Source organism: Klebsiella planticola ATCC 33531, from assembly GCF_000735435.1.
Taxonomy (GTDB): Bacteria; Pseudomonadota; Gammaproteobacteria; order Enterobacterales; family Enterobacteriaceae; genus Klebsiella; species Klebsiella planticola.
Window position 1 is genome coordinate 86,350 of the sequence record NZ_JMPP01000066.1, and the last position, 26,418, is coordinate 112,767.

Sequence of the window (26,418 nt, forward strand, 5' to 3'; positions counted from 1 at the left end):
TATCTCTTCCGCTTAGTGCTTCTTACGGTTACGGCGCATGTCTATCGTCACCGCCGCAACAATAATAATCCCTTTGATAATATCCTGAACGTAAGCATCGACGCCGACGAAGGTGAAGCCGCTTTTGATTAAGCCGAGGATCATCGCACCAATCAGGGTGCCGGTGATGCGGCCGACGCCGCCCATCAGGCTGCTGCCGCCGATAACGGCCGCTGCGATAGCATCCAGTTCGTAGGACATCCCCATACTGGACTGCCCGCTGCTGACGCGCGCCGCCAGCACAACCCCGGCCAGCCCCGACAGCGCGCCGGCGATGGTGTAGACGATAACCAGATACTTATTCACATTGATGCCGGACACTTTTGCCGAGGTCATGTTGCCGCCGATGGCGTAAACATATTTCCCGTAGCGAGTGTGTTTCAGCGCAATGTGAAACAGAGCGGCAATCACGAAGAAAATAATCACCGGCATCGCCCCCTGACCAATCGACGTAAAGCTGTCGGACAAGAAGCTGATGGGATTTCCCTGGGTGTAATATTGCGCCAGGCCGCGGGCGGAGACCATCATCCCGAGGGTGGCGATAAACGGTGGGATCCCGGTACGGGTGACCAAAAAGCCGTTGGTTAATCCGCAGATCAGCCCGACGCCAATTCCGGCGCAAATGGGAATGACCGCCGGCAGGTTAACCAGCGACGGGAACATCGGCGACAGGCTATCCGAGGTTTGCGCCAGGCTTGCCGCTACCACCGCGGCAAGGGCAATGACCGATCCGGAGGAGAGGTCAATCCCGGTGGTGATAATGACCTGCGTGACGCCGACGGCGATAATCCCGATAATGGCGACCTGCAGGACAATCAACACCAGGCGGTTAGTGTTCATCAGGAAAGACTGGTCGCGGACAAACCAGCCGGCAATTTCAAATGTCAGGGCGATGACCACCATAACAATAAAGATACCGGTATCTTTCGGTAATTTATGCCGTAAATTACCGAAGAAAGAGGATCGCTCATTTGCTGCTGTTGCGGTCAGTTTCATATTGCTCATTCTCTACACCTCAGTGGGATGCCAACGACAAAATGGTTTCCTGATCGGCCTCGTCTTTGTCGAGGATGCCGGTAATACGTCCTTCGTGCATGACCATAACGCGATCGCTCATGCCCAGAATTTCCGGCAGTTCAGAAGAGACCATAATCACTGCGACGCCACGGTTCGCCAGTTCGCTAATCAGATGATAAATTTCAGCCTTCGCCCCCACGTCAATCCCGCGAGTTGGTTCATCAAGAATTAATATTTTGGGCTGCGCTAAAAGCCAGCGGGCAATTAAGACCTTTTGCTGATTACCGCCGCTCAGGTTATTAATAATCTGATCCATGGTCGGGGTTTTAATATTCAGACGCCGGATCTGTTCCATACAGTCTTCCGCCATCTTCATATGTTTGACAAACCCGCTCTTGCCGATATATTCCGGCATATTGACGATGCTCATGTTTTCCATCACCGAAAGCACGAGGAACAGTCCGGACTTTTTGCGGTCTTCGGTCAGCAGCGCCATCCCTTTTTCGATGGCCACGGAAGGCGAGTCGATCGTCACCGGCTGGCCGTCAATCAGGACTTCGCCACTGTCAAAGCGCTCCATCCCGAACAGGCTCTCCATCACTTCGCTGCGCCCGGCGCCGACCAGGCCCGCAACGCCGAGAATTTCACCGCGACGGACGCTGAAATTCACCTCCTCGAAATAGCCTTTGCGCGACAGATTGCGGACCGTCAACACCTCTTCGCCAATCGTATTATTGAATTTCGGGAACAGCTGAGTTAATTCGCGGCCCACCATCTGGGTAATAAGCGACTGACGAGTAAATTCGCCCGTCTGCCGACTGCCCACCCAGGTCCCGTCGCGAAAGACGCTAATCTCATCGGTAATCGCGAAAATCTCATCCATCTTGTGGCTGATATAAATAATGGCTTTACCCTGCTCGCGTAAATCGCGAATGATGGTGAACAGGTGAGCCACTTCACTTTCCGTCAGCGCCGAGGTGGGTTCATCCATAATGACAATATCCGCGTTCCACGATACCGCTTTGGCTATTTCCACCATTTGCTGGGCGGCAATGCTAAGATCGCCCACCAGGCGGTCGGCGGATAAACGGATATTCAGTTTATTGAGCAGTGTCTGAGTCTGGCGGGCCAACTGTCGATGGTCGACAAAGCCGTATTTCATCGGCTCGCGCCCCAGCCAGATATTTTCTGCCACCGTCATATGCGGCACCAGGTTCAGCTCCTGATGGATCATGGAGATCCCCGCGCGCAGCGCATCCATCGTATCCTGGAACTGCACCGGTTCGCCCTTCACCCGGATCGCGCCCTTATCGGGACGGTAAATCCCGATAAGGCACTTCATTAACGTCGACTTTCCCGCGCCATTTTCCCCCATCAGGGCGTGCACCGTCCCCGGGCGCACGCGTAATGAGACATTATCGAGCGCCTTCACGCCAGGAAAGAACTTACTGATACCTTCGGCTTCAAGTGCAAAAGCGTTCATACATCCCCCTCCGTACCGCTGAGCCAGAAATGATTATTTTTGATTACGGCTGACAAATTCAGACATATTCTCTTTGGTAATCAGCTGGTAAGGGACATCGATGACTTTTTCGACTTTTTCCCCGTTAGCCAGTTTGACGGCCGCATCCACCGCCCCTTCCCCCTGCCCTTTAGCATCCTGGAAAATGGTGGCGATCATCTTGCCGTTTTTCAGCATCTGCAGAGCGTCAGGGGTCCCATCGACACCGGCAATCAGAATGTGCTTCGGGTTGCTTCCCAGCGCCTGCAGCGCGCCAATCGCCATTTCATCGTTATTGGAGGCGATCGCCTGAATATCTTCCCCGCTGGTCATCCAGTTACTCACCACATCCACGGCATCGTTACGCATGAATTTCGCCGTCTGCTTCTGGACGATCTTGATATCCGGGTATTTCGCGACGACTTCTTCCACGCCTTTGGTGCGATCGCGGGTTGACTCGTTCGCCAGGTCGCCCAGCAGAATCGCCACGTTGCCTTTGCCGTTCATCGCCTTCGCCAGCGCTTCCATCTGCAGACGGCCGGCCAGTACCGAATCCGAACCAACGTAGGCCATTTTGTCGGTCAGCGTAATCTGCGGGCGGCGGTTCACGAAGACCAGCGGAATACCGGCTTTGGTCGCCTGATCGATAATCGGCTTCACGGCATTGGTATCGACCGGGTTGACGATGATGGCATCGACGCCCTGACCAATAAAGTTTTGCACCTGCTGCAGCTGCTGCGCGACATCACCCTTGGCATCCTCAACCTGCGATTTCACCCCCTCTTTTTGCATCTCTTTTTGCATGGCGGTACGCAGGATAGTCAGGAAGTTGTCGTCGAAAAGCGCCATGGAAACGCCGACGGAGAGATCTTTTGCCATCACCGCAGCGGGCAACATACAGACTAACAAAGAGGCAACAATCGTTTTCTTGATGTTCATAGTTGTTCCTTGGGGTTCAGTGATATGCCAGTTCATTGAGATGAAATGAAAAATTCATTTCGTAAATGCGTCTTGCTGCTAGCTGCCGGATCGCCGGCCAAAAGTCTCGCTTCTGACCGCGCTGTTTTTGCACATGTTTAGCAAAACCACCTAATCCAGTGGTTTTTTAGTGAATTATTAAAACAGCAGTTCATAAATCATACGATTTATCACCCGGTCAATTTCAGACGTTTTGTTTCATTAGCAACTCATATGAAACTTTTATAATTAAATAACTGAAATGAAAATTTTAAAACCACCTGGTAACAGAACTTTGACAGATCTCTAACATTGCGGCATAAACGCGCAAAAAATGAGAGGCGCTCAGCAGTTTGCAGACAAGTCACCGGCCTGACGCTGGCAATCCGCCAGAGAAGATTTTCCGCCTTAAAAAGAGGGGGATTTGAAACGTCAGCGGCATTTTCCGGCGTCTGAGATCGTGCGAGCGCTTGTTATTGCCCATGGGCGCGGCATGACGGGGGCGATAAAAGAGGCGCTAAAGGCCCGCCCGCAGAGGATGAAATATATTGCGGGCACGGGGCAGCATGGCGGGTGGATGACCAAAATCACATCCAGCACGATCGGATGAGGGGTGTTGATGGGGAGATGGTTGAAACCGGGTCATTGCACTCGGCCCCGGCCACCAAAACGCAAAATAGTGACAAAGGCCGCCCCTCACGTGGCCGCAGCATAACGTGAGAACGGCGGCTCTATACAGGCAAAGCTAGTCCGTGACTTTCAAAGCCAGCTCATAGGCACTGGTTTTTCCTTCATCGCGCGCGCCGCCCATCTGATACACGCGGACGGTATATTTTCCGTTGGTTGCCAGGCGCTGCTCAAAAGCACCTTCTGTCATCGAGCCATTAAAAATGGTTTCGTTCGCGGGGTTGATCACGTTGAAATAAGGATGAGGCCATTTGCTCTTCAGGGTGACGTGCATTAGCTGGCCCGCTTTTGCCACCAGCGTGTAATCTTTCACATCGGCGCCGCTCAGGGCATTTGTAATGGTGGTTCCGCTGGTGCCTTTATCGAAATGAACCGGGATCGTGTTTATCTTATAACCCGCCATGACAGATAATGGTGCCAATAAACAACCTGCACAGATCAAGCTACCAACAATTAACTTTAAATTTTTCATTTAATTAACACCTTATGTTTTTATATCTGGTGTTATAGCACATAAGGTATTCCAGAAAAATTTCAGGAAATAGATTGAAACGATTTCACCGTCATCTCGCGGTGAAGTAAATCACTATAGATAGCGGTTAATATCCCACCGGGGCGAAACTCTTTCTTTATCCACTGCGTCACCTGTCCACTGGCCGCGTGCTGGGTCGCCAGCAGCATTCCTGAATCCTGGCGAGGGTTATGAATCTGGCGGGTAATCAGCCGGTTTTCCGCCATGGCCTCACGAACCATATAATCCGGCAGAAAACCAATGCCTTCACCGAGGATCTGGCACTGGCATTTGGTATTAAAGTCCGGCACCAGAATCGCCTCCTGCCCGTGCAGTAACCAACCCACTTTCTTATTAATCGTGCTGGCGGTGTCCTCCACCATAATATTGGGGTAAAGCCGTAGCTGGCTTTCTGCTATCGGTTCCGGCATAAACGCCAGCGGATGATCCGGAGCAATGGCGAAGACCCAACGAATGGCGCCAATTTCAGTGTAGTCAATGCCGCCACCGTCGAGCAGCGTATCCGGTGCACCAATCGCGATATTAGCCTGCTGATTAATCATCGAATCCCAGACGCCGTTATACACCTCCGTGGTAACGGTAATTTGGCAGGTTGGAAACTGTTTTTTGAGCACCTGCAACAGACGCGCCGTATGTCGCGGCGTATAAAGCAGCTGGTTGATGCAGATACGGACCCGGGCCTCAATGCCCTGGGCGATGGTATCGATGCTGCGCTTGATGGCGTGGAAATCATTGAGTAAATCCGTGGCCTTACGGAAAAGATAGTAGCCGGACTCCGTCAGCTCGATGCTACGGGTATTGCGGGTAAACAGCACCACGTCCAGCCCCGTTTCCATGCGCTTGATGGTGTAGCTGATGGCTGATGTCGTTAGCCCCAGCTCGTCTGCAGCTTTGCTGAAACTACCAAAGCGCGCCGCCGTGGTAAACGCCAGCAGATTTTCTTCAGTAAAAATTGAGTTCATTCGCCCGCTCCTGCTTTCGTCAACCGCCCATTAGCCCTACCCTGCAATCGACTCTATTTCCTGTCCCTGTCATCGGGCAATCATTTTTGAATATCTTTTAACACCATGCGCAAGGTCCGCCCACGCGGGCCGCGAAATTCTCCGCGGCGCCATGGTTCAACGCGGGCTTTTTGAGGTTGCCTCGCTCAGTTTTCGACCGGTATATTCGGAAATCAGCCCTACGCCGTTGCCGGCCAAAAAACCCAGCAGCGTCACCGGCCAGTTCATCCCGGAGGCGAAAAACAGCGTCATGCCAAGAAAACCGCCGGGAATAAACGCGGTGAGGGAAAAGCGCCCTTGCCAGACAATCACCGCGGAGAACGGCACCGTGGTGATAACGCTGGCCCAGAAGGATGACATCCCGGTGGCCGCAGTAAGTCCACCCGCAGCCATCGCCGCCAGAAATGCCCAGACGACGCCGGTGTAGTTAACAAAAAGACTCTTCACAAACCCCTCTTTACCGCCGCCTGCCGCATAAAAACTGCAAAAAGCGACAAAGCCGATCGTGCCCAGCAATCCCCAGCTCGGATCAAGCCCAACCTGCGAGGAGATCAGCTGCCAGATCCCGGCACAAAGGCCGACAGTAATCCCCGTTGCGGTGAGTCCGTTCATCTCTTCCCCCTCGTGATATTGGTCGTGGAAATGGGTTTCGTTCGGGAACTATATAGAAATAATCCCTTCTTGAATTACGGGAAATCGCCTGCAAGAAACAAACATTGCACTGCCGCACAGTCTGCATCCATTATTAAAAAATATTCAACAATCAGTGGGGTTATCGCGAATAAAATTTAAGCGGGTTCTTTTATCTATTTTTGGTTGCTATGCTCAAGCCATCAAATAGTTTCAGCCGCAACAACAGGAGCAAGATGATGACCACGGAAAATATTAGTGCTGAATATCTTTTGGCCGCGGAGCAAGGTGATGTCGAACAATTAAAAGCCTGTTTAGCGCGCGGCGTCGATATTAATGTCAGCAATCGCCAGGGGCGAACCGCTATTACTCTGGCCAGCCTGAATAAACATTATGCCTGCGTTTCTGTACTCATTGCCGCTGGTGTCGATATTGATAAGCAGGACCAGACCTGTTTTAACCCGTTCTTACTGAGCTGCCTGAATAATGACGTCGAGCTGCTGCGCTTAATTTTGCCAGCTAAACCTGACCTTGCGCGTTTAAGCCGTTTCGGCGGCGTCGGTCTGACGCCGGCCTGCGAAAAAGGCCATCTTGAGATCGTTAAAATTCTGCTGACCGAAACCGATATTAACGTCAACCACACCAACTTTGTCGGCTGGACACCGCTGCTGGAAGCGATTGTCTTAAACGACGGCGGCGCAACGCAGCAAGCGATCGTTAAGCTGCTGCTGAACCACGGCGCCAATCCACATATGACCGATAAATATGGCAAATCGCCGCTGGAACTGGCATGGGATAAGGGCTTTGCTGAAATCGCCCACCTGCTGGTCGCCGCCGGTGCCTGAAGAAGGAGAATTGCCATCGACACCACCTCACGGCGGTGTGTGCAAGCGCTAACTGCGGATGAGAGCTTTCTCACTCAACGCGGCGGCGGACGGGTCGAGCAGGTCTTCTCGCGTGCGGTCAACCTGCTAGTCCCCGATAAGCCAGGGCTCCTGACGCTGCTGTGCGCCGCATATGACAACGCGCCCAACAGCTGTAGGTTAGCACTCACCTACTTTGACAACCTGTTCCGGCCAGGGGAAAGCGTCCGGTTCACCGATTCAGGGATTTACATTGGCCATGATAAATGGATAGACATCCACCGCTGTGAGCGCTGGCAAATGCCAGGGGCCGTATTAAGCGCGGCAGCATTTACCCGGATAGCCTGGCGACGATGGCAAAACATTATCATTGAGCAACTGCATGAGGACGACACGTTATTTCTTTATCGCGGTGACAATCCGTTTTATAAAGCGATGGGGCGAGAATTACAGCATCGACGGGAAATATTATTTAATGCGCTTCGGCAAAATAAAAACATCAGTGCCGCCATTGCTAATATGCTCGGCCTGGGTATTGGCCTGACGCCCTCGGCGGATGATTACCTGGTAGGACTTAGCGTTATTTTATTTATTCATGGACACCCGGCCAATCAATACCGGAATGAATTTTTAGCGGCGCTGCAATGTGCCAGGCATAACACCACGCCGCTCAGCGCGATTACGCTGGAGGCAGCGATTAATCAGCGCTATCGCGAAAGTATCGCCGGGTTGATAAATATCATAATTAATCAACCCACAATCTTTTCTATTGAGGCAATTGCCGATATTAAAAATATTGGCTCAAGTTCCGGCAGCGACATGCTATTGGGCATGGCGGATGCCTGCGCGCTGAGCCAAACGTATGGAGGGAATTATGTCAGTTAAAATAGTCGTGAAGAAGAATACCTATTTTGATTCCGTCTCATTAATGTCGATATCCACCCGCGCCAATAAGATCGACGGCGTAGAGCAGGCATTTGTAGCGATGGCGACCGAAATGAACAAAGGGGTTCTGCATAACCTGGGACTGCTGACGCCGCAGCTGGAAGCGGCGAAAAACGGCGACCTGATGATCGTCATAAATGGCAAAGACGGCGCCGATAACGAGCAAATTCTGGCCGAGATCGAAACGCTATTTAGCAAAAAAGCGGAAAGCGGCCAGCACGAAGCGCGCTATGCCACCCTCGCCAGCGCTAAAAAGCATCTTCCGGACAGCAATATGGCGGTTATCTCAGTCAACGGCCTGTTCGCCGCCCGCGAAGCACGACAGGCGTTACAAAGCGGCCTCAACGTGATGCTGTTTTCCGATAACGTCTCTCTCGAGGACGAACTGGCGCTGAAACAGCTGGCCCACGAGAAAGGTTTGCTGCTGATGGGGCCAGACTGCGGGACCGCCATCATTAACGGCACCGGTCTGTGCTTCGCGAATGCGGTACGTCGCGGCAACATTGGTATTATCGGCGCCTCTGGCACCGGTAGCCAGGAGCTGAGCGTGCGTATTCACGAGTTCGGCGGCGGCGTATCGCAGCTTATCGGTACCGGCGGTCGCGACCTGAGTGAAAAAATCGGCGGCATGATGATGCTCGATGCCCTTCAGATGCTGGAAGCGGATCCGCAAACGGAAATTATCGCCCTCGTCTCCAAGCCGCCTGCCCCGACAGTGGCGAAAAAAGTGCTGGAGCGCGCCCGCGCCTGCCGTAAACCGGTGGTCGTGTGCTTCCTGGGCCGCGCCGAACCAGCGGCCGACGAGCAAGGTCTGCAGTTTGCCCGCGGCACCAGAGAAGCGGCGCTGAAGGCGGTGCTGCTGAGCGGCGTTAAGCAAGAAAATCTCGATTTACCCCCGCTGAACCCGGCATTGATTGCTGACGTGCGTGCGCAGCTCGCACCGCAGCAGAAATACATTCGCGGCCTGTTCTGCGGCGGTACTCTGTGCGACGAAACCATGTTCGCCGTTCTGGAAAAACACGCCGAAGTTTACAGCAACATTCAGCCGGATCCGGCTTATCGCCTGAACGATATCAACCACAGCATCAAGCACACCTTCCTCGATTTCGGCGATGACGACTTCACCAATGGTAAGCCACACCCGATGATCGACCCCATCAACCGCATCAGCCGCCTGCTGCAGGAAGCGCGCGATCCTGAGGTTGCGGTGATCGTGATGGATTTCGTGCTGGGCTTTGGCTCGCACGACGATCCGGTCGGTTCGACGATCGAGGCGATCAAAGAGGCAAAAGCCATTGCCGCCGCCGATGGCCGTCGGCTGACGATCCTCGCTTACGTTTTAGGCACCGATATCGATACGCCATCACGGGAGCAACAGCGCCTGATGCTTAGCGAGGCAGGCGTCATTCTGGCCAACAGCAGTACCGAGACCGGCCTGCTGGCACGTGAACTTATCTGCAAAGGGGAGAACGCCTGATGAATCAGTCACTATTCAGCCAGCCGCTGAACGTTATTAACGTCGGGATCGCGATGTTCAGCGATGATCTGAAAAAACAGCATACGGCGGTGACTCAGCTCGACTGGACGCCGCCAGGCCAGGGCAATATGCGGGTGGTCAATGCCCTCGACGCGCTTGCCGATTCAGCGCTGGCGGATAAAATCGCCGCCGCCAACCAGCAGGCGCTGGAACGCATTATCCAGTCGCATCCGGTGCTGACGGGCTTCGACCAGGCCATCAACGTGGTGCCTGGGATGACGGAAAAAACCATTCTCCACGCCGGGCCGCCGGTCACGTGGGAAAAGATGTGCGGGGCGATGAAAGGTGCGGTCACCGGCGCGCTGGTATTTGAAGGGCTGGCAAAAGATCTTGCTGATGCCGCCGAACTGGCCGCTTCTGGTGAAATCACCTTCTCACCATGCCACGAGCATGACTGCGTCGGGTCCATGGCCGGCGTCACCTCCGCCTCCATGTTTATGCATATTGTCGAGAACAAAACCTACGGCAACATCGCTTATACCAACATGAGCGAGCAGATGGCGAAGATCCTGCGCATGGGGGCGAACGACCAGAGCGTTATCGACCGTCTGAACTGGATGCGTGACGTCCAGGGACCGATGCTGCGCGACGCCATGAAGGTGATTGGCGAAATCGATCTGCGCCTGATGCTGGCGCAGGCCCTGCATATGGGCGATGAGTGCCACAACCGCAACAATGCCGGTACCACGCTACTGATCCAGGCGCTGACGCCGGGCATTATTCAGGCCGGCTATCCGGTCGAACAACAGCGTGAAGTCTTTGAGTTCGTCGCCAGCAGCGACTATTTCTCCGGCCCGACGTGGATGGCAATGTGTAAAGCCGCGATGGATGCCGCCCATGGCATTGAGTACAGCACCGTTGTTACCACCATGGCGCGTAATGGCGTCGAGTTTGGCCTGCGAGTCAGCGGCTTGCCGGGAGAGTGGTTCACCGGCCCGGCACAACAGGTTATTGGCCCGATGTTTGCCGGTTATAAGCCGGAGGATTCCGGTCTCGATATCGGCGATAGCGCGATTACCGAAACTTACGGCATTGGCGGGTTCGCTATGGCAACGGCGCCGGCCATCGTCGCACTGGTTGGCGGAACGGTGGACGAGGCCATCGATTTCTCCCGCCAGATGCGGGAAATCACCCTCGGTGAAAACCCGAACGTCACTATCCCGCTGCTCGGGTTTATGGGGGTACCGACCGCTATCGATATTACCCGCGTCGGCAGCAGCGGTATCCTGCCGGTGATCAATACCGCCATCGCCCACAAAGATGCAGGCATCGGTATGATCGGCGCCGGCATCGTCCACCCGCCGTTTGCCTGCTTTGAAAAGGCGATTTTGCGCTGGGTCGAACGTTACGGCGCTTAACAAAATCCCCGGCCTGCGGCGAAAGCGCCCTGGCCGGGCTGCCCGTGCAATAAATCGGATAACAATAACTCCATTACCTTCTGTACCGGGAACCTACACGATGAAAGAACTTGTGGTCGTTGCCATTGGCGGCAACAGTATCATCAAAGATAACGCCAGCCAGTCAATTGAACATCAGGCTGAAGCGGTGAAGGCCGTGGCGGATACGGTGCTGGCCATGCTGGCGTCGGACTACAATCTTGTCCTGACCCACGGCAACGGGCCGCAGGTCGGGCTGGATTTACGCCGCGCTGAAATCGCTCATGAGTGCGAAGGTCTGCCGTTGACGCCGCTGGCCAACTGCGTTGCCGATACCCAGGGTGGAATCGGCTATCTGATTCAGCAGGCGTTAAATAACCGTCTGGCCCACCGCGGCGAACAAAAAGCGGTGACCGTCGTTACTCAGGTCGAAGTAGATAAAAATGACCCCGGCTTTACCCACCCGACGAAACCGATTGGCGCATTTTTTAGCGAAGCCCAGCGCGATGATCTCCGGCAGAGGCATCCGGACTGGCACTTTGTCGAAGATGCCGGGCGTGGCTATCGGCGGGTGGTCGCCTCGCCGGAGCCAAAGCGCATCGTGGAAGCCGAAGCTATTAAAGCGCTGACCCGGCAAGGGTTTGTGGTGATCGGCGCTGGCGGCGGCGGCATCCCGGTAGTCCGCAGCGCGCAGGGGGATTATCAGAGCGTTGATGCGGTGATTGATAAGGATCTCTCAACCGCGCTGCTGGCACGGGAAATTCACGCCGATATTCTGGCTATCACCACCGGCGTTGAAAAAGTGTGCATTCACTTTGGACAACCTCGGCAGCAGGCGCTGGGGACGGTCAATATCAGCGACATGACCCGCTATATGCAGGAAGGCCACTTTCCGGCCGGCAGCATGTTGCCCAAAATTGTCGCCAGCCTCGCGTTTTTAAAGCACGGCGGCAAGCGGGTGATTATCACCACCCCAGAGTGCTTACCCGCAGCGCTACGCGGGGAGACCGGCACCCATCTTGTGCACGACTGAGCAAATAAAGAACAAAGAAAAAGGAAGATCCATGAATAAAGACAATAGCCGTCGCGAATTTCTCAGCCAGAGCGGAAAAATGGTCACCGCCGCCGCCCTGTTTGCCGCCGCCGCTCCCGTCGTTTACGCCGGCGAGCGCTCGATATCCACGACGTCCTGCGACAACCACAAGGTCATCAGCCCCGACGACACGCACTACTATCTCGATAATGTCCTGCTGGAAAGCGGTTTTGAGTATGAAAATGGCGTAGTGGTACACACTCGCACCGAGCGGCAAACCCTCGAGATTGCCGACGGTAAAATCATCGCGCTACACAACAATCAGAGCCACCCTGATGCCTCCCTGCCCCGCTATGATGCCGGCGGTAAGCTGATGCTCCCGGCGATGCGCGATATGCATATCCATCTGGATAAAACCTTTTACGGCGGCCCGTGGCGTTCACTCAACCGTCCGGCGGGCACCACGATTCAGGACATGATTAAGCTTGAGCAGAAGCTGCTGCCTGAGCTCCAGCCGTATACCCGCCAGCATGCCGAAAAACTGATCGACCTGCTCCAGTCAAAAGGGTCAACGATAGCCCGCAGTCACTGCAATATCGAACCCACCTCCGGGTTGAAAAACCTCGAAAATCTGCAGGCGGTCCTGGCGCACCGCCAGCCGGGTTTCGCGTGCGAGATTGTCGCTTTTCCGCAGCACGGACTCCTGCTCTCAAAATCAGAACCGCTGGTACGTGAAGCGATGCAGGCCGGCGCGCACTACGTCGGTGGTCTCGACCCGACTAACGTTGATGGAGCGATGGAGAAATCCCTCGATACCCTGTTTCAGATAGCGCTGGATTATAACAAAGGGGTCGATATTCACCTGCACGAAACCAGCCCAGCGGGCGTCGCGGCGATAAACTATATGGTGGAAACCGTAGAGAAAACCCCGGCGCTAAAAGGCAAGCTGACTATCAGCCACGCTTTTGCGCTGGCGACATTGAACGAACAGCAGGTTGATGCCATTGCCAGCCGCATGGCGGCCCAGCAAATCACCATCGCCTCCACCGTGCCGATCGGTACCTTGCACATGCCGCTGCAGCAGCTGCGGGATCAAGGGGTATTTGTAATGACCGGCACCGACAGTGTGATTGACCATTGGTCGCCATACGGCCTGGGCGACATGCTGGAAAAAGCCAATCTCTACGCCCAGCTCTATATCCGCCCCAACGAACAGACCCTTTCGCGTTCGCTGGCAATTGCCACCGGCAACGTACTGCCGCTCAACGATAAAGGCCAGCGCGTCTGGCCGAAAGAGCAGGATGAGGCCAGCTTTGTGCTGGTCGATGCCTCTTGTTCCGCCGAAGCGGTGGCACGCATTTCACCGCGTACCGCGACCTTCCACAAAGGCAAGATGGTTTGGGGCAGCGTCGGCGCCTGAGCATGAGATAATCCCCCCGGCAAAGCGGCGCTTTCGCCCGGCGGCGCTACGCTTGCACGGGCCTACAGGCCAAATGTGGTCAGTAGGCCAAATGCGATCGGTAAGCCGAATACGGTCGGTAGGCTGAATGCAGACAATAGGCCGAATGTGGGCGGCAGGACGAATACGGTCAGTCGGCCGGGTAAGGCGCAGTGCTTTCGCCCGGCGGCGCTACGCTTGCACGGGCCTACAGGCCGAATGTGGTCAGTAGGCCAAATGCGATCGGTAAGCCGAATACGGTCGGTAGGCTGAATGCAGGCAATAGGCCGAATGTGGGCGGCAGGACGAATACGGTCAGTCGGCCGGGTAAGGCGCAGTGCTTTCGCCCGGCGGCGCTACGCTTGCACGGGCCTACAGGCCAAATGTGGGCGGTAGGACGAATACGGTCAGTAGGCCGGGTAAGGCGCAGCCGCCACCCGGCAAATAAATGCAAAACCCCGACAAGCCGGAGTTTTGCATTTGACAAAGCGCGGTTATTTCTGCGGACGCATCGCCGGGAACAAGATCACGTCGCGAATGGTGTGGCTGTTGGTAAACAGCATCACCATCCGGTCAATCCCAATACCCAGACCGGCGGTCGGCGGCAGACCATATTCCAGCGCGGTGACGTAGTCTTCGTCGTAGAACATCGCTTCGTCATCCCCGGCGGCTTTCGCATTCACCTGGTCCTGGAAGCGCTGCGCCTGGTCTTCCGCGTCGTTCAGCTCGCTGAAGCCGTTACCGATTTCACGGCCGCCGATAAAGAACTCAAAGCGGTCGGTAATTTCCGGATTCACGTCATTACGGCGCGCCAGCGGAGAGACTTCCGCCGGGTATTCGGTGATAAAGGTCGGCTGAATCAGGTGCGCTTCCGCCACTTCATCAAAGATTTCCGTGACGATACGACCCAGGCCCCAGCTCTTCTCAACGTGAATGCCGATGGACTCCGCAAGGGCTTTTGCTGCGTCGAAGTTATCGAGATCCGCCATCTCAGTCTGCGGACGGTATTTCTTGATAGCCTCACGCATGGTCAGCTTTTCAAACGGTTTGCCGAAGTCGAAGATCTGGTCGCCATATGGGACTTCCGTTTTACCCAACACGGTCTGCGCCAGGGTGCGGAACAGGGATTCGGTCAGTTCGATCAGATCCTTGTAATCCGCATACGCCATATAGAGTTCCATCATGGTGAACTCTGGGTTATGACGTACGGAGATGCCTTCGTTACGGAAGTTACGGTTGATTTCGAACACACGTTCGAAGCCGCCCACAACCAGACGCTTCAGATACAGCTCCGGCGCGATACGCAGGTACATATCCATATCCAGCGCATTGTGATGGGTGATGAACGGACGGGCAGACGCGCCGCCGGGGATCACCTGCATCATCGGGGTTTCGACTTCCATAAAGCCGCGGCCCACCATGAACTGGCGCATCGTCGCGAGGATCTGCGAACGGACTTTAAACGTGCGTCGGGATTCGTCATTGGCGATCAGATCCAGGTAGCGCTGACGGTAACGGACTTCCTGATCCTGCAGACCGTGGAATTTGTCCGGCAGCGGGCGCAGCGCTTTGGTCAGCAGACGCAGCTCAGTGCAGTGGATAGAAAGCTCGCCGGTTTGGGTTTTAAACAGCTTACCGCGGGCGGCAATAATGTCGCCAAGGTCCCACTTTTTAAACTGTTCGTTGTAGACGCCTTCCGGCAGATCGTCGCGCGCGACGTACAGCTGAATACGGCCGCCGACGTCCTGCAGAGTGACGAAAGAGGCTTTCCCCATGATGCGACGGGTCATCATACGACCAGCAACAGAGACTTCAACGTTCAAGGAGCTGAGTGCTTCATTATCCTTGTCATCGAATTCAGTGTGCAATTGGTCAGAGGTATGGTCACGACGAAAATCATTCGGGAACGGGATCCCCTGCTCACGAAGCTGAGCCAGCTTTTCACGACGGGCTTTCAGTTCATTATTAAGGTCAATTGCCTCATCGGCACTTTGTGCTTGTTGTTCAGACATGTTGGTTCCTCATAACCCTGCTTTCAAACTTGCTTCGGTAAATTGCGCCAGGCCACTATCCAGCGCAGCCTGGTCAGTGCGGGTCTCTACACCAGTGCGCGGCCGATCGTTGACGTTATCGCCAAAGACCGAACGATAGAATCTTAACGAACCTGACCTTACTTAAGGCTGATCTCACTAAGTGATAGCCAAACTAAAGTTTTTTTCATTGATGGCTTGCCATCTATCCAGAATATCCTCCTCCTGACAGCTAAACGATGCAAGGAGCAGACTGACGCCAGCTCCGGGAAATTCCCCGGTCGCGCTGCGCTGACCGGGACGATGGATTCGTACCGAGCCGGACGGGCGCTACGCGCCCCCTCCGGGGAGTTCACCGGTTGCGGCGCGGCGCTTGCCGACGCTGCAGGCGGCAGCGAAGGCCAGGATGACAATCACCGTTACGCAGCCCAGCGTCCACTCCCCCATCTGGGAGAAGAAATGCTGATACGCGGCGATTGCCGTTTCGCTGATCTGCGACTCGGTGGTCTGCTGCGCGACGATACCCGCCAGCCAGTTGGCCACCGCTCCGGTCGCCAGCATATAAATCCCGGTCAGCACCCCGGTCACGCCCGGCATATTCAGGCGAGTGATCTGCGCCATCGCCACCGGGTCGATAAACAGCTCGGCAAAGCCCATCAGCGCCAGTCCGCCGACCATCAGCCCCATCGAGGCCTGTCCATCGACGGCGCCATGGCGTGCGTTCAGGGCCAGCACAATGAAGCCGCAGCCCATCAGCACCAGGCCAAAAGCAAATTTCAGCCAGACGCGAAGCACCGATCGCGTGCTGCCTTCCGGACGCATCAGCCAGGCCAGCGCCACGCCTGCCGCCATCACGGCGACGGCATTCACCGACTGGAAGAGAGCCGTCGGCACCTCAATGGTGAACAGCCGGCGGTTAACAAAGCGATCGATAAACAGGCTGATAGAGCTGCCGCCCTGCTGCGCCAGAACCCAGAACAGCGTGCCGGTCAGCATCAGCAGTACGATTTGCCACAGCGCGCGACGGTGCTGCGGGGAGTTCACCATAATGCGCGCCACCATTTGGGCGGCGAAGACGCAGACAATAGCCAGCAGATAGCCCGACCAGTTGTTTTCCAGCAGCAGCGTGAAGAACACCGGCGCCACGCAGAGCATAACCACCAGCCAGCCCCAGGTCGGCAGCACAAATTTCACCGCGCACAGCGCCTGTTTGTCGACGCCGCGGGTGTGGCTGAAGTGGCGATGGCCGCTGAGGAAAATCAGCAGCCCGATAAACATGCCGATCCCCGCCAGCGCAAAACCGATATGCCAGCCATACCACTGCGCCGCCAGCCCGCAGGCGATGGGCGCCGCGATCGAGCCGACGTTCCCGGCGGCATACAGCAGCGAGAAACCGCCGTCGCGGCGATGGTCGTCAACGGCGTAGAGCTCGCCCAGCAGGCAGCTGATGTTGGATTTGAACAGGCCGTAGCCGCAGATAATGATCGCCAGCGCGAGGTACAGACTCCAGGTTGCATCAGATTCAACGCCCAGCACGACGTGGCCGAGCGTCATCAACAGCGCGCCGGCAATGACCGCCGTGCGATTGCCGAGCAGGCGGTCGGCAAGCCAGCCGCCGAGAATGGGGGTAACGTACACCAGGGAAGCGTAAGCGCTGAACAGACTGATGGCGTGGCTGTCATCAAAGCCAAGCTGATGGGTGAGGTAGAGGATGAGTAAGGCACGCATGCCGTAAAAGCTGAAATATTCCCAGATTTGGATCGCTACGATGTAATAGATCGCGCGCGGTTGTGAGGGTGTTTTCATGAGGTCTCCTGCAGCGTGAAAAAGGGAAGTGGCACGCCACTTCCCCTGGAGCTTCAATTACTTGTTGTTTTCTTCTTTCAGCACTTTAACGGTGTAGCGACCATCCGCCTGACGATATGCGCCGTGGATATCGGTTTCGAAGCCCGGGTAGTGAGCGCCGATTTCGCACAGCATCTGCAGGAACTCCAGCACCGGCCGGCTCTCTTCGGTGATCATTTCACCCGGCATGACCAGCGGAACTCCCGGAGGATACGGCAGGATCATGTTGGCGTTGACGCGGCCCACCATCTCTTCGAGATAGACCTCTTCAGTCTGACCGTGCAGCTCTTTCTGGAACGCGGCGTACGGCGTGATCATCATGGTCGGCAGCACTTCGAAAGCGCGGAACATCAGATCCGGCAGGTTGTGATGCGCAATCAGTTTGTGAATATTCTGCGCCAGTTCCTGAACACGCATGTTTTCATAGAACTCCGGATCTTCACGATACAGCGACGGCAGCATGTTTTTCACGCGCAGATTCAGGTCGAAAGCACGTTTAAAGTCGGTCAGCGCGCGCAGCAGGCTCAGTGCTTTGGTTTTGTCGATACCGATGCTGAACAGGAACAGCAGGTTGTACGGACCGGTTTTCTCCACCACGATGCCGTGTTCGTCGAGGTATTTCGCCACGATGCTGGCCGGAATACCGAACTCATCCATGGTACCGTCTTTCTTCATCCCCGGAGTCAGCAGGGTGACTTTGATCGGGTCGAGGTACATGTGTTCGTTATCGATGTTTTTGAAACCGTGCCATGCGCTATCGGAACGCAGCGGCCAGCATTCCGGGCCATCGATATGTTCCGGCTGCCAGACGTCGAAGAACCAGCCTTCGGATTCGCCTTTCAGACGTTTGATCTCTTTACGGAACTTAATAGAACGTTCGATAGAGCCATCGATCAGACGCTTACCGGCATTACCTTTCATCATCGCCGCGGCAGTTTCCGTCGAAGCAACCACGCCGTAGTGCGGAGAGGTAGTGGTGTGCATCATGTAGGCTTCGTTAAAGGTCTCTTCGTTAACATCGCCTTTAACGTGAATCATCGAAGCCTGAGAGAACGCCGCCAGCAGTTTGTGCGTGGACTGGGTTTCATAAATCACTTTCCCTTCCACACGGCCACCGCTCATCCCGCATTTACCGGCATAGATTGGAGAGAAGTTGGTGTAAGGCACCCACGCGGAGTCAAAATGGATAGATTTCACATCCAGCGTTTTCTTGATGAAGTCGGTGTTATACAGCAGACCATCGTAGGTGGAGTTGGTGATAACCGCGTGCACCGGCCAGGTTGCGTTCGGCGTCTCTTTGACGCGTTTGGCGATAGTGGCGTGCTGGAATTCGCTCTGTGGAATACCGCCGAGGATGCCGTAGGCGTTACGGGTCGGACGGAAGTAAATCGGCGTAATGTCGCTCATCATCATCAGGTGAGTCAGCGATTTGTGGCAGTTACGGTCAATCAGCACGGTGCTGCCGGCAGGCGCAGAGTACATACCGACGATTTTGTTCGCCGTTGAGGTGCCGTTGGTCACCATGTAGCTGCGTTCGGCGTTAAAGACGCGCGCAATATACTCTTCCGCTTCTTTATGCGGGCCGCTGTGATCCAGCAGGGAACCCAGTTCAGAAACCGAAATCGAGATATCGGATTTCATGGTGTTTGAACCAAAGAAATCATAGAAGATGCTGCCGACCGGGCTTTTCTGGAAGGCGGTACCGCCCATATGGCCTGGAGTACAGAAGGTGTATTTACCTTCACGCACATATTTGAACAGCGCTTTGGTCAGCGGCGGCAGAATGGTATCGATGTATTCATCGGTGTTCTGTTTGATTTTATCGGCGATGTCGTCGGCCGCACCCAGCGCATATTCGAAGAAACGCACCTGCATGCGCAGATCGTTCAGGCTGACGTCCAGCGTGGAGTAGGTGTTAGCGAAAGCGTACAGCGGCATATATTCGTTCAGCTTGCTGATCTCTTCGCACAGTTCAAGATTGTATTTATCCCAGTCGAAGATCACGCCGCACAGACGGGCATTGTTTTCGATCAGTTTCAGTAAATCTTCGCGGTCGTTCGGATAGACAATACGGAAGTCCAGGCGTTCAAGGGCGCGATGCAGTTCACGGATAGGCTCTTCTTTAAAGTAGACGCCCATGTGATTCATGATTGCGATAACGTTCATAGTCGAATCTCCAGATATGGAGAGCCCCTCCCGTCACGTGGTGACAGGTGCAGGAAGGAGCTCCAGGAAAAGGGGTTACGGATTAATGCGCGCTGGCGGCAGAGCTGTCAGTGGTGTCGTTTTCGTGCTGACGCTGATGCATTTTGCGACCGTAGAACATCAGGATAATCAGGCTGACGATAAAGGTACCGGCCAGTTCGAAGGAGCTTGCCCCCATCAGGGCGATGAAGCAGAACGCACAGCCCAGGACGGAACAAATCAGGCTGACAAGGTTGCGAATGTTAATGCCTTCGAAGCGAATCAGGTCAACGCAGGAGTAGAAGTAAGGCAGCATGGTCAGCAGGACGGCGATACCGGTCAGTTCACCGAACAGGTCAGACGCTTTACCGCCGCTGGAGTTCATCAGGGTAATCAGCACCATCAGCGCGGTCATTTTCACCGCCGCCAGCAGCAGGCCTTTTTTCGGAATACCGTTGTTATCCACTTCACCATACACTTTCGGGAAGTTGCCATCGTTGGCGGCGCGAACCCCGGCCTGACCAACCAGCATCATCCAGGAACCCAGAGAAGTCAGGCAGGCAAATGCGGTGAAAGCAGAGACTACCGGCGCAGCCCAGCCGCCAAGAATGGTTGAGGCGCTGATAGCGAACGGCGCGCCGGAGGCAGCCATCTGAGCCGCAGGATACATACCGGCGATAACCTGAGTTGCGGCGATATAGACCACGCCGGCCATCGCGGTTCCCAGCATGGTTGCCAGCGGAACGGTACGTTTCGGGTTTTTCACCATCCCGGTACTGACGGCGGCAGACTCAACGCCGACGAATGCCCACAGGCAGAGCAGAATACTTTTGATTACCGCATGGCTGTCTGGCGTGCTGGACGTGTTCCAGTTTGCCTGATAGGTCGCCGCATCAAACCAGTGCCAGCCGATAACCGCGGTCATCACCACCGGAATTAATACCAGCACCAGGCCAATGGTGGTCAGACGGCTTACCCAGGTACCGCCGAGCATATTCACGAAGGTGAATATCCAGACGATCGCAATACACGCGATACCGGCTGGAATCGGGTTATTCAGAATCGGGAAGAAAGTAGACAAATAAGAAACGGCGGTAATACCGATGGCCAGGTTACCAATCCAGTTGGCATGATAATAAAGGACGCCGGTCTGGAAACCGAATGCGGGAGATATTTCCCCGGCATACGCAATTGGGCCACCCTGCTGTGGGTTCTTGGTTGCCAGTCGGGCATAAACATAAGCCAGAGACATCGCACCAATAATAGAAATAACCCATCCCCAGATAGCAATACCACCGATGCTGGCGAGGTTCGCAGGTAATAATGCAATACCGCTCCCCATCATATTACCAGCGACGACGCCGGTACAGGCAAATAGCCCTATCTTCTTGGCAGAACTCATGTTTGCTTTTCTCCTAAGTTTATTTGGGAGGTACAGATCATGATATAGAACCTTTAATTGACCCGACCAACTGCCAACAAGATTACTGATTCAAAGAAGATAAGTCCTAAAGATAAAGTGAAATAACAACAAACATCAGACAAATGATATTTTGACCTTTTTCAATTAACATATCAGGATGACATGTTGATATCATAAAAAGATAAACATCGTTTAGTTACAGTTACTTGCAAGAAAGATGGCGTGTTGAATTTGTGTTGTATTTCGCCATTCCGGCGTTAAATACATATAACAATCAGGGTGCTCATGAGAAACATAAATTTAACCTCACCATACTCAATATCCTGAGTATGGTGAGGGTTTACTTATTCTGAAGAGAGGAAATTATCGAGGTAAGGGACCACCCGGGTGACCGAGGTCTGGAATACTGCATTTTCAATCCAGTAAAAGGTGTTCTCGCCCGGGCGCAAATTAAATGCCGTCAGATAAGCATCCGCAGCTTCCCGGTTCTGCCCTTTCATCTCGTAGACTTTACCCAGCAGCACGTAATTCATCCACGACATCTCGAGGTCGATCCCGGTATTAATCGCGTTATACGCCTCATCGACTTTACCCTGGCCCAACAAATCCACTGTTTTAATTTGGTAAAATACCGCCGTATCTTTGATTCCCGGCATATCACCGACCCGGGTGATTTCAGCGTACAGCGCGTTGAGCTGCTCTTTATTTAACGGCTGCTGCGAATGACGTAATACATCCACCAGCGTTTTTTCCGCATAGGCGTAAGAAAACTCAGGCGAGTCTTTAATCACTTCATCGAGCAGCGCGCTGGCCTTACCTAAGGAGTCGACATCACCGTTCATTAATAACTGATGCGACTCGTAGAAATGCGTCAGCGCCGTGCTGTGCGACGGCTGATACTGTTTCAGCATCGTCTGCATGCGTTCCGACCACGGCTGCTTTAAGGCCTCCGATAAGCTGCTCAGCAGATCGTTTTGAATCGCCAGCTGGTTGTCGCTGGTGATGAAATAACGTTTGTCCATCATCGTTGAACCGTCGGCGTTATCCACCATCTGCACGGACATAAAGCACTGCTGCGCGCGATAGTGGCGCTGGTTGACGAACTCAATCGTCAGCGTTTTACCTGAACTGCTTGGCTCATTAATGTTGTAGTTGGTTTTGTCATGCACCATAAAGGTCGAGAAGGTGTTGAGCGACGTCGTCACCAGGCTGCCCAGGCCCACCGCATACGAGTGCTGCGATGCCCAGTTGGTGCAGGAATTACCTTTCAGCAGATGGATATCGATATCGCGCGGGTTCAGCAGCAAGCGCGCTTTATTCACCGGTGGCCGCGACTCGATCGATGACAGCGCAACCAGCGCCACGCAGGAACCCAGCGCCAGCAGGAACAGGATCCATACCCAGAAGGTAGTAATACGTCGGCGCTTCTCCGGTTTCACGGCCAGCGTCTGGTCTGGCTCAACCTCGCCGGCAGAGCGCGTCGGGTCGGGCATCAGTTCAGGCGTCGCAGCGGAGACCGCTGGGGGGATCGCCATCGCGGGCTCTTCCCCTTCTTCCGTACACCAGATGACCGGCACCGTAAGCTTATAACCGCGCTTGGGTACCGTCGCAATATATTCGAGGCTATTATCGTTGCCATCTTTCAACGACTTACGTAGCTCGGAAATACTCTGCGTGACGACGTGGCTGGTGACCACGTTACGTGTCCAGACATTATCAATAAGCTCGTCCCTGCTGAGCACTTCACCAGGGTGACGGGCAAAGAAGACCAATAGATCGATTAAGCGCGGTTCCAGAGTAAGCTGACGCCCCTTCCGGCTGATTTGGTTAACAGAAGGTGTAACCAGCCATTCTCCCACGCGAACAACAGGTTGTTGCATAAAAAAGAGCCCAAAACGAAAAGGGAAAGGCGCGATGATAACACATTTCCCCTCCCTATTTATGATAGGGGTCATTACCTTGATCGCGTTATATCATTCTGCACTTATTTCACTTAGCCAGTTTTTATTTCTAAACAAAACCGGTCATAGTTTATTAACATCTGAATAATTTCTGCAGAAAAAGTGAATACCTGTTCTGCTCTATCGCCTCGATAAGCGCCCGCACGGCCAGGCGATTCAGGATGCTATTCCCCCTGTTCTCTACCGACATGGCCCAGGAACAAGCGGATGATGACGCCCCAATGACCCGCTCATGCGCCGGCACAAGCCACATCGCCGCACCGACAGAGCAGTATTCCGGCCCGCGCAGCGACTGATTTTCCGCAGGACGCCGAACTATTCCGGGAAACATCCGCTTGCGCGGGCGCAGTCAGAGGCATTCTTCGGCGGCGGTAAAGCCGGTTATCCGCACTATCCCGCCGTCGCCGCGCAGTAGCTCCGCGGCCCCGGCTGGGACGAGCGCCTGCGTTCTGGTGGATTAAGCGCGCCCCTGTCGATGCTGCGCCACCGCCTGCTCCAGTACGCTAATGTCCGGGCTGGAGAGCAGCGGCTGCAGGCTCAACAGCGTCTCTTCCTCTAATTCATAGAGATTCAGCTTCAGCAGTCGCTCCACATCGGGTTCGGGAAAACGATACTTAATAAAGGTAGCCGGATTTCCACCGACGACGCTATACGGCGGAACGTCTTTGGTGACCACCGCCCCCGCCGCCACCACGGCGCCTTCGCCAATTGTGACGCCCGGCATGATCATCGCCCGCATACCAATCCAGCAGCCATCTCCGAGCACGGTATCGCCACGATGCTGGTAGGCCTCGTTCACGCATGACACAAACGGATAGAGGCTGATCCAGTCCATCCGGTGGGTACTGTTGCCGCCCATCAGGATCACCGCTTCTGGCGCGATACAGACAAAATTGCCAATAAAGAGCTTATCGACATGACCTAAGGGCTCCCACCCTTCGCTGACGGGATCGCCGTGCAGGTAGCGCACCACGCAACGTTCAAACCCGCGATCCCAACAGTCGCTATAGTAGCTGTGGCTGCCGCGAATGATCACATTCGGGTTGGTTACCGTCTGGTGCAGGCGTTCGGTGATTGACCAGTGTTTATCGGCCATCGAGGCATTCCTTCTTGCGTTAATATATCCGCTTGCTGACCCGTTATCATAAACCGGAAAAACTCAATACCGGAACAACCACTGCAAGCGTTGCTGGCATCATTATGGCTGACTCAGGGAATATTTTGTTGAGAATAAACTGACAGGAATTATGTTTATTTTCTCGCTACGCCATTATCCATAATTAAACAAAATAGCTCCACCCCGATCATATTCTTAATGATAAAAACGGGCACTTTCCCCACTCTGCCAGGTTTTTCTGTGTCCAGACTTCTTATTCTTACTGTCGTGTTACTGCTGACCTCCTGCGCGGGATATTTTTCGCCGCCGCCAAAAGAGACGAAAGGTGACGACGCCGGCCAGTCGAGTTCGCTCCCTGACTGTCGTAGTCGTCACCACGTTATTATCTGCGACTGGGGGAAAGCGTAACGAATAACCGCTCGCCTGTGGGCAGAGGCGAGCGGTTAGCTTATGGCGCCCGATCGGCTTCCGGCGTAGGAATCGTCGATAAGATCGGCCGGGAACGGCGGCTATAAAAATAGAGTCCGATCAGCAGCAGCGTAAACGGAATGCCAAACCATAGCGTCATGCGGAAGAAATCGGTAAACGCGGTGGAAATCAGCAGCGCCAGCATCAGAGCAGCCCCCAGCAGCGTACTCCAGGGATAACCCCACAAGCGAAATTTCAGCACCGTTTGCCTATGCTGGCGGCGGAAAAACAGGTGCGTGATAAAGATCATCAGCCAGGTAAAACAGGCTCCGTAGACCGAAATAGACATCATCGCGGCAAAGGCCTGCTGCGGGTAGAGCACGCTCAGGACAATAGAGACCATAATGCCGACGCAGGAGATTGCCAACGCATTCACCGGGATCCCGCGAGCGCTGATCCGACCGAACGCGGCCGGCGCCTGCCCGGCACGCGACAGCGAGAACATCATCCGCGTGGTAATATACAGCTGACTGTTCATGGCCGAGAGTGCCGCAATCAGGACGATAAAGTTAAAAATACCGCCGGCATACGGCAAGTGAATCACGTTCATCGCCACCAGGAAGGGGCTTTCGCTGGTGCCGGACTGACGCCACGGCACAATCGCCAGCATCAGCGCAATCGACAGCATATAGAAAATAAACAGGCGCAGGATGGTCCCTTTAAACGCCGACTTCACCGCCACCACCGGGTTTTTCGCTTCTCCTGCCGCCACGGCGATCATTTCAATGCTCAGATAGCTGAAGATAGAAACAATTGTCGCAAACCACATGCCGCGGACCCCAAACGGCATAAACCCACCGCCATCGATAAAATTATGCAGGCCGTAGGTTGGGTTGGCGGAGAAGGCCAGGATCCCCAGACCGATGACGATAAAAGCCACGATTGCCAGAACCTTGATCGTCGATAGCGCATACTCCACCTGCCCGAACCATTTCACGCCAATAACGTTAATCACCATCACCACAGCGGAGAACAACAGCACCCAGGGCCACACCGGCGTATGCGGGAACCAGAACTGCATATACATTCCAATGGCGGTCACCTCGGTACCCACCGCCAGCACCACGCAGGACCAGTAGGAGTAGCGCACCAGGAAGCCGCACAGCGGACTGAGATAAAACTCGGCATAGTCGCCGAATGAGCCGGGAGTCGGATGCTCTGAGGTCATCTCCGCAAGGCAGCCCATTAGCAGCAGCGCAATCACGCCTCCGGTCAGATAGCTCAGCAGCACCGACGGTCCCGCCATCTGAATGGCGTAGGCGCTCCCCAGAAACAGCCCGGTACCAATCGCGCCGCCGATCGCCAACATCGACATTTGCCCGGCGGTAAGCTGTTTCTTCAACCCGCCCTGGCGCTGTGCAATCTCATCAAAACGCTTGCGATCTTTCATTAGTTCCTGCCTTAGCGACGGGCGGTGGTAACATCGAGAATAGCGGCGGTGACATAATCAATGTTGTCACCATTGAGACCGGGCAGACACATCCGTCCCGGCGCCACCAGATAAATGGCATAGCGCTGGCGCAGCTCGCTCACCTGCCATTCGTCCAGGCCGGTATAGCTGAACATCCCGCGCTGATCGCGGATGCGCCGGTAATCCAGCTGAGATCCGCCCTGCTCCAGGCCGGCGGACAGACGCTGGCGCATCTGCTGGATCCTCTGGCGCATGGCCGCCAGCTCTTCCTGCCAGAGCTGACGGAGCTGCGCATCGGCTAGCACCATGTCGACTATCCGGCTGCCGTGGGTCGGCGGACAGGAATAGCTACGGCGTATTAATGTCTTTAAGGCCCCCTGAACGTTAGCGGCGGTCTGCGCGTTGGCGCAGCGCACGGTTAAT

22 protein-coding genes are annotated in these 26,418 nt (G+C 54.8%); 8 read left to right on the forward strand and 14 right to left on the reverse strand.

What is annotated here, in order from left to right:
- Nucleotides 1–12: 12 nt before the first annotated feature.
- The 6 genes from GRPL_RS02315 to GRPL_RS02290 all read right to left on the reverse strand — a co-directional run bounded on the left by GRPL_RS02315 (nt 13) and on the right by GRPL_RS02290 (nt 6,346).
- Entirely contained in the window at nt 13–1,035 is a 1,023-nt protein-coding gene (locus GRPL_RS02315) for an ABC transporter permease (protein WP_172619965.1), read from the reverse strand.
- Nucleotides 1,036–1,054: 19 nt separating this feature from the next.
- A complete protein-coding gene (locus GRPL_RS02310) occupies nt 1,055–2,539 on the reverse strand; it encodes a sugar ABC transporter ATP-binding protein (RefSeq protein WP_032689108.1) in 1,485 nt (494 codons plus the stop codon).
- A 33-nt stretch (nt 2,540–2,572) separates the two neighbouring features.
- Nucleotides 2,573–3,496: a sugar ABC transporter substrate-binding protein gene (locus GRPL_RS02305; RefSeq protein WP_004858977.1), complete on the reverse strand. Its 924-nt coding sequence runs from the start codon at nt 3,494–3,496 to the stop codon at nt 2,573–2,575.
- A gap of 763 nt (nt 3,497–4,259) precedes the next feature.
- Nucleotides 4,260–4,673: a DNA breaking-rejoining protein gene (locus tag GRPL_RS02300; protein ID WP_032689111.1), complete on the reverse strand. Its 414-nt coding sequence runs from the start codon at nt 4,671–4,673 to the stop codon at nt 4,260–4,262.
- Between the two features lie 62 nt (nt 4,674–4,735).
- Nucleotides 4,736–5,695 carry a LysR substrate-binding domain-containing protein gene (locus GRPL_RS02295; protein WP_032696486.1) on the reverse strand — a complete coding sequence of 320 codons (960 nt, stop codon included), beginning with the start codon at nt 5,693–5,695 and terminating at the stop codon, nt 4,736–4,738.
- Between the two features lie 156 nt (nt 5,696–5,851).
- Nucleotides 5,852–6,346 carry a DUF1097 domain-containing protein gene (locus GRPL_RS02290; protein ID WP_032689114.1) on the reverse strand — a complete coding sequence of 165 codons (495 nt, stop codon included), beginning with the start codon at nt 6,344–6,346 and terminating at the stop codon, nt 5,852–5,854.
- A gap of 257 nt (nt 6,347–6,603) precedes the next feature.
- Here GRPL_RS02290 and GRPL_RS02285 point away from each other — a divergent pair, with 257 nt between their 5' ends.
- From GRPL_RS02285 to GRPL_RS02260, 6 genes are all read left to right on the forward strand, one after another.
- Complete coding sequence (locus GRPL_RS02285) at nt 6,604–7,209, forward strand: ankyrin repeat domain-containing protein (protein WP_032700633.1); 606 nt, start codon at nt 6,604–6,606, stop codon at nt 7,207–7,209.
- A 39-nt stretch (nt 7,210–7,248) separates the two neighbouring features.
- The gene (locus GRPL_RS02280; RefSeq protein ID WP_032700634.1) at nt 7,249–8,112 is read left to right on the forward strand and encodes an oxamate carbamoyltransferase subunit AllH family protein; all 864 of its coding nucleotides are present in this window, start codon (nt 7,249–7,251) and stop codon (nt 8,110–8,112) included.
- Nucleotides 8,102–9,649 (forward strand): acyl-CoA synthetase FdrA, encoded by a 1,548-nt coding sequence (gene fdrA, locus GRPL_RS02275; protein ID WP_032700635.1) that lies wholly within the window; start codon nt 8,102–8,104, stop codon nt 9,647–9,649. The genes GRPL_RS02280 and fdrA overlap by 11 nt, the downstream gene beginning before the upstream one ends.
- Nucleotides 9,649–11,067, forward strand: coding sequence for a YlbE family protein (locus GRPL_RS02270; protein WP_032700636.1), 1,419 nt, complete (start codon nt 9,649–9,651; stop codon nt 11,065–11,067). Before fdrA ends, GRPL_RS02270 begins: the two co-directional genes overlap by 1 nt.
- A gap of 100 nt (nt 11,068–11,167) precedes the next feature.
- Nucleotides 11,168–12,118 (forward strand): carbamate kinase family protein, encoded by a 951-nt coding sequence (locus GRPL_RS02265; protein ID WP_032700637.1) that lies wholly within the window; start codon nt 11,168–11,170, stop codon nt 12,116–12,118.
- A gap of 31 nt (nt 12,119–12,149) precedes the next feature.
- Nucleotides 12,150–13,538, forward strand: a complete 1,389-nt coding sequence (locus tag GRPL_RS02260; protein ID WP_032700638.1) for an amidohydrolase family protein — start codon at nt 12,150–12,152, stop codon at nt 13,536–13,538.
- 512 nt (nt 13,539–14,050) lie between these two features.
- On the opposite strand, the gene lysS is transcribed toward GRPL_RS02260, so the two are convergent.
- The 5 genes from lysS to cadC form a co-directional block, all read right to left on the reverse strand.
- A complete protein-coding gene (gene lysS / locus GRPL_RS02255) occupies nt 14,051–15,568 on the reverse strand; it encodes a lysine--tRNA ligase (RefSeq protein WP_032689122.1) in 1,518 nt (505 codons plus the stop codon).
- A gap of 348 nt (nt 15,569–15,916) precedes the next feature.
- Nucleotides 15,917–17,392 carry a dipeptide permease DtpD gene (gene dtpD, locus GRPL_RS02250; protein WP_032689124.1) on the reverse strand — a complete coding sequence of 492 codons (1,476 nt, stop codon included), beginning with the start codon at nt 17,390–17,392 and terminating at the stop codon, nt 15,917–15,919.
- Between the two features lie 57 nt (nt 17,393–17,449).
- Nucleotides 17,450–19,597 carry a lysine decarboxylase CadA gene (gene cadA, locus GRPL_RS02245; protein WP_004858936.1) on the reverse strand — a complete coding sequence of 716 codons (2,148 nt, stop codon included), beginning with the start codon at nt 19,595–19,597 and terminating at the stop codon, nt 17,450–17,452.
- An 82-nt stretch (nt 19,598–19,679) separates the two neighbouring features.
- A complete protein-coding gene (gene cadB, locus GRPL_RS02240; protein ID WP_004858934.1) occupies nt 19,680–21,017 on the reverse strand; it encodes a cadaverine/lysine antiporter in 1,338 nt (445 codons plus the stop codon).
- Between the two features lie 365 nt (nt 21,018–21,382).
- The gene (gene cadC / locus GRPL_RS02235) at nt 21,383–22,918 is read right to left on the reverse strand and encodes a lysine decarboxylation/transport transcriptional activator CadC (protein WP_032700642.1); all 1,536 of its coding nucleotides are present in this window, start codon (nt 22,916–22,918) and stop codon (nt 21,383–21,385) included.
- A 313-nt stretch (nt 22,919–23,231) separates the two neighbouring features.
- Between cadC and GRPL_RS02230 the strand changes: the two genes are divergently transcribed.
- Nucleotides 23,232–23,414: a hypothetical protein gene (locus GRPL_RS02230; protein WP_032700639.1), complete on the forward strand. Its 183-nt coding sequence runs from the start codon at nt 23,232–23,234 to the stop codon at nt 23,412–23,414.
- Between the two features lie 42 nt (nt 23,415–23,456).
- On the opposite strand, the gene GRPL_RS02225 is transcribed toward GRPL_RS02230, so the two are convergent.
- On the reverse strand, nt 23,457–24,095 hold the full coding sequence (locus GRPL_RS02225; RefSeq protein WP_032700640.1) for a CatB-related O-acetyltransferase: 639 nt from the start codon (nt 24,093–24,095) through the stop codon (nt 23,457–23,459).
- 261 nt (nt 24,096–24,356) lie between these two features.
- Between GRPL_RS02225 and GRPL_RS27915 the strand changes: the two genes are divergently transcribed.
- Nucleotides 24,357–24,524: a hypothetical protein gene (locus GRPL_RS27915; RefSeq protein ID WP_155274645.1), complete on the forward strand. Its 168-nt coding sequence runs from the start codon at nt 24,357–24,359 to the stop codon at nt 24,522–24,524.
- 40 nt (nt 24,525–24,564) lie between these two features.
- Here the strand turns inward: GRPL_RS27915 and GRPL_RS02220 are convergent, their stop codons facing one another.
- Nucleotides 24,565–25,974 carry an amino acid permease gene (locus GRPL_RS02220; RefSeq protein WP_032696496.1) on the reverse strand — a complete coding sequence of 470 codons (1,410 nt, stop codon included), beginning with the start codon at nt 25,972–25,974 and terminating at the stop codon, nt 24,565–24,567.
- A gap of 11 nt (nt 25,975–25,985) precedes the next feature.
- The coding region (locus GRPL_RS02215; RefSeq protein WP_032700641.1) for an aminotransferase class I/II-fold pyridoxal phosphate-dependent enzyme at nt 25,986–26,418 on the reverse strand (433 nt) is incomplete at its 5' end.

What these genes read in the sequence shown, in the direction of transcription:
- GRPL_RS02315 (WP_172619965.1), bottom strand. Translation starts at nt 1,035, where the DNA reads ATGAAACTGACCGCAACAGCAGCAAATGAGCGATCCTCTTTCTTCGGT.
- GRPL_RS02310 (WP_032689108.1), bottom strand. Translation starts at nt 2,539, where the DNA reads ATGAACGCTTTTGCACTTGAAGCCGAAGGTATCAGTAAGTTCTTTCCT.
- GRPL_RS02305 (WP_004858977.1), bottom strand. Translation starts at nt 3,496, where the DNA reads ATGAACATCAAGAAAACGATTGTTGCCTCTTTGTTAGTCTGTATGTTG.
- GRPL_RS02300 (WP_032689111.1), bottom strand. Translation starts at nt 4,673, where the DNA reads ATGAAAAATTTAAAGTTAATTGTTGGTAGCTTGATCTGTGCAGGTTGT.
- GRPL_RS02295 (WP_032696486.1), bottom strand. Translation starts at nt 5,695, where the DNA reads ATGAACTCAATTTTTACTGAAGAAAATCTGCTGGCGTTTACCACGGCG.
- GRPL_RS02290 (WP_032689114.1), bottom strand. Translation starts at nt 6,346, where the DNA reads ATGAACGGACTCACCGCAACGGGGATTACTGTCGGCCTTTGTGCCGGG.
- GRPL_RS02285 (WP_032700633.1), top strand. Translation starts at nt 6,604, where the DNA reads ATGACCACGGAAAATATTAGTGCTGAATATCTTTTGGCCGCGGAGCAA.
- fdrA (WP_032700635.1), top strand. Translation starts at nt 8,102, where the DNA reads ATGTCAGTTAAAATAGTCGTGAAGAAGAATACCTATTTTGATTCCGTC.
- GRPL_RS02270 (WP_032700636.1), top strand. Translation starts at nt 9,649, where the DNA reads ATGAATCAGTCACTATTCAGCCAGCCGCTGAACGTTATTAACGTCGGG.
- GRPL_RS02265 (WP_032700637.1), top strand. Translation starts at nt 11,168, where the DNA reads ATGAAAGAACTTGTGGTCGTTGCCATTGGCGGCAACAGTATCATCAAA.
- GRPL_RS02260 (WP_032700638.1), top strand. Translation starts at nt 12,150, where the DNA reads ATGAATAAAGACAATAGCCGTCGCGAATTTCTCAGCCAGAGCGGAAAA.
- lysS (WP_032689122.1), bottom strand. Translation starts at nt 15,568, where the DNA reads ATGTCTGAACAACAAGCACAAAGTGCCGATGAGGCAATTGACCTTAAT.
- dtpD (WP_032689124.1), bottom strand. Translation starts at nt 17,392, where the DNA reads ATGAAAACACCCTCACAACCGCGCGCGATCTATTACATCGTAGCGATC.
- cadA (WP_004858936.1), bottom strand. Translation starts at nt 19,597, where the DNA reads ATGAACGTTATCGCAATCATGAATCACATGGGCGTCTACTTTAAAGAA.
- cadB (WP_004858934.1), bottom strand. Translation starts at nt 21,017, where the DNA reads ATGAGTTCTGCCAAGAAGATAGGGCTATTTGCCTGTACCGGCGTCGTC.
- cadC (WP_032700642.1), bottom strand. Translation starts at nt 22,918, where the DNA reads ATGCAACAACCTGTTGTTCGCGTGGGAGAATGGCTGGTTACACCTTCT.
- GRPL_RS02230 (WP_032700639.1), top strand. Translation starts at nt 23,232, where the DNA reads ATGCGCCGGCACAAGCCACATCGCCGCACCGACAGAGCAGTATTCCGG.
- GRPL_RS02225 (WP_032700640.1), bottom strand. Translation starts at nt 24,095, where the DNA reads ATGGCCGATAAACACTGGTCAATCACCGAACGCCTGCACCAGACGGTA.
- GRPL_RS02220 (WP_032696496.1), bottom strand. Translation starts at nt 25,974, where the DNA reads ATGAAAGATCGCAAGCGTTTTGATGAGATTGCACAGCGCCAGGGCGGG.